This is a genomic window from Moraxella equi, assembly GCF_002027555.1.
Classification (GTDB): domain Bacteria; phylum Pseudomonadota; class Gammaproteobacteria; order Pseudomonadales; family Moraxellaceae; genus Moraxella; species Moraxella equi.
The window spans coordinates 1-3,311 of record NZ_MXAP01000103.1 but is presented as its reverse complement, the minus strand read 5'-3'; the positions used below and the strand labels follow the sequence as shown (position 1 = coordinate 3,311).

The following is a 3,311-nucleotide window of genomic DNA, read 5'->3' as shown; positions in this document are numbered from 1 at the left end:
TAAGTTCGGTTGGTATAATAAAATAACAGCAGAGGAGAAAAAAGTTTTCATGATAATCTCATTAGAAAAATAAAATATAGGAATTAAGCAAATTAAAGATGATTATTATACAAAGTACAACTGTCGTTAATTTAATTAAGATGTAACAAATTGTAAAATTTTCTATTCTATAACCATAAGCCCTTCCCAATTTTTCCAAAAAGAAAAGCGCCCAAATATGAGTGCTTTTCGTGGCGAAATACCGATTAGTATTTACGCACGGTGCGTGCTTGTTCACGCCATACTTTTTTCTTATAACGCTTGACCGCAGCGGCTTTTTTACGCTTACGCTCTTGGGTTGGTTTTTCGTAAAATTCTTTTTTACGTACGTCAGCCAGAACGCCTGCTTTTTCGCAAGCACGTTTGAAGCGACGAATCGCAATATCAACAGGTTCGTTTTCTTTGACCTTTACTAAGGGCATGGTTTACTCCGATTATCAAGACAACTAAGACATCAATTTGGCTGTATATTATAATTAGCTGGTACGGTCTTGGCGTAGGCATCAGCTCAAATTGGAACAAGTCGTTTTTTACAAAACCTGCCGATTATACCAAAACAGTCCAAATAAGGCAAGTTGTTTTGACGCATTAAACAAAACAAAAAACGCCCCAACTGGGACGTTTTTGGTGTTTTAAAAACTACATAATAATATTCTTAATCTCCTCGGAAATGAAAAGGGTGGCACCATTATTTGAGATATACTGATCAAATCCTACCTTAACTTCAGATGTAGATTCATCAATCTTGGTAAAGGTGCCATCCAATGTGACCGTATCCAGCCCATCACCCAAAACGTCAAGGGAACGACCCTCAGGGTTTATGCTGAGTACATCTTTGGCAGTAATGGTTAGGCTTTGTGCCGTACCATTATTCATGTCCAATATCTCAAAGCCAGTTGCTATGGTGTTGGTTAGGTTGATATTTCCATCCAACTTGACTTCATCACCGACTTTATATGGCTTGCTAACAAGTAGCAGAGTATCTATACCTGCACCACCATCAATAACAAGATCATCGGCATCATAAACAATCTTATCGTTACCCTCACCGCCATATAGTTTATCAGCACCCAATTCACCAATCAACGTATCATCACCTTTGCCACCGTAAATAATATCTGCAGCTGTTGTTCCGATAATGTAGTCATGGTCATCAGTGCCGTTCACGGTACGACCTGTGGTTTCTTTGGCATAATCATTAAAATTGATAACAACAGTGTCTTGAATGCTATCACCATCGTTATCCTGATAAGCATAGCCAAACTCCAATCGATCTTCAGCACCCAAATCAACCACTTCAGCAAGATTGTCAGCACCTCTAAACTCGTAACTACCGTTAATATTACCGATAAATGTGCCATATTTGGTTTTAAAGGTGAATGTTGATGGATTATTATCGCTATCAACAATGTTTTTATTGGCATCTGTGATGTCTTTGAGTGTCCAAATAACCTTTTGTGCGTTAGGATCTAACAAGCTGGCATCACTCACAACATCACCACCTGTTCTAAAGTTGGTTGCATGCTCAAGATCGTTATTAGCATCTGGATTTGGATCAAGCGGGATTAACGTTGCTGATAATTTAAAGCCGTTATTTGCCTGCTCTTTGGTGTTGATAATCACCACTTTTCCAGAGGCTACATCTTCTCGGGTAATGCCATCTAGTTGGGTTTTTATCAAGTTGGCAGTACCTGTGTTGTACAAATAGTTAACACCTGATATGTTATCAGAGCCGCCAGCTGTATTATAATTTTCCTCCATCTTAACAAGCAGATCATAGTTATCAACACTGTCGCGCAGATCACCATTACCACTGACTTTTTCTGGCTGATTTAACTTTAATGTATAGCGTTTACCGCCAATGAGCAGTGTTGTCTCCTGTGGTTTGAAAATAACAAAGTCATCAGGGGTGATGCCGTAGGTTAGATTATCCACCACTGCAACATTCTTATAATCATAATTAGGAGTTTCGATATGCTTTAGATCAAAAATGGTCTTAACGGTTTGCTCTTCACCATTAATACTCACCACAAAATCAACGTGCATGTTGACAGTCTCCAAGCCTTTATTGACATAAACACCTTGGTTGTCATGGTTAAACGTACCTAAACTAAAAGGTATATTAAAACCATCCAGCTTCTTATTGATCATACTGGCATCTTCTACGATGCCATAGCTTGCTCTAGGTTGCACATTTCTATTTGGATTACCCCACTGGATAATCTCAGCATAAGCATCTTTATCATTATTGGTAGACACAAAATATTGTTTGTCCGTTGCATCACTTGAATCAGGGTTGCTAAAGCCTGTAACGATATCCATCAGTCTAACATCATCGACAGGTACATCGATATTGTGAATACTAACACCTGATACAGGCGAGTCATCCTCCACCACCGTAACGGTCTTATTGTCACGTGCAATCTCAGTGTTGCCATCTTTGACCACGATACCAAAATTAACATCTAGATTATCTTCTTTGGTAACATCCGGATGATCAATAGGTGCGTGTAGCTCTGTGGTGTATTTATAAGCAATGGTGTTATCTTCTTTTACAATCTGCTCTTTGAGCTTGATAGTAAGAACAGGTTTGTCATCAGGAGTTCTGCCTATCCATGTCAAGCCATTATCTGATGTTGTCCAAGTGACTGGTTGCTTGCCACTGGTAACAATTGTAGTAGGCTCGGTTAAAGCCAATGTTACATTTTTGGATAGACTTGTATCAATGTTTTTAATACGAATCTCTCCATTAGAAGTGGTAGCATTCGTCTTATCCACACCAACAGGATCGTTGTCTTTATTACCACCCGGTAAGCCTTCCTCGGATACATGTGCTGGCGGATCCAATTCAATCACTGGTTTGTCTTTGTTAACACCGACCTCTCCATTGAAGTCATTAATGGTAGTGGTAACTGTATCTACACCCTTACTGGCGTTATCTGATACTTTAGTCATATTAACCACAAAAGTTTCGATACCTTCATAGACTTCATCATTTATGATTGGCACATTAATATCTACCGAACTAGTACCCGCTTTGATAATCGCCGTCTTAGTGACACCAAAAGTACCATTCCCAAAGTCAGCAGCCTCTGCTGGGTTAATACCTACCGCATTAGCAGGAACAGTTACCTGGTACTCAATAACAACGTCTTTATCAGCAGTTTTGCCATTGGCCAATGTAAATGTATATTTGGCAGTGCCCGCACTCTCTAACACGGTTCTCACACCTGACAAATTTACAGTCGGCTTATCATTATCCGCATCTGGCA

The 3,311-nt window shown here is 39.4% G+C and carries 1 protein-coding gene and 1 pseudogene; both read right to left on the bottom strand.

The annotated features are described in order from the left end of the window. Positions 1–245: 245 nt before the first annotated feature. A complete protein-coding gene (gene rpsU, locus B5J93_RS10105) occupies positions 246–461 on the bottom strand; it encodes a 30S ribosomal protein S21 (RefSeq protein ID WP_029104045.1) in 216 nt (71 codons plus the stop codon). A 217-nt stretch (positions 462–678) separates the two neighbouring features. Continuing rightward, a pseudogene (locus B5J93_RS14295) lies at positions 679–3,311 on the bottom strand (hypothetical protein); the annotation flags it as partial.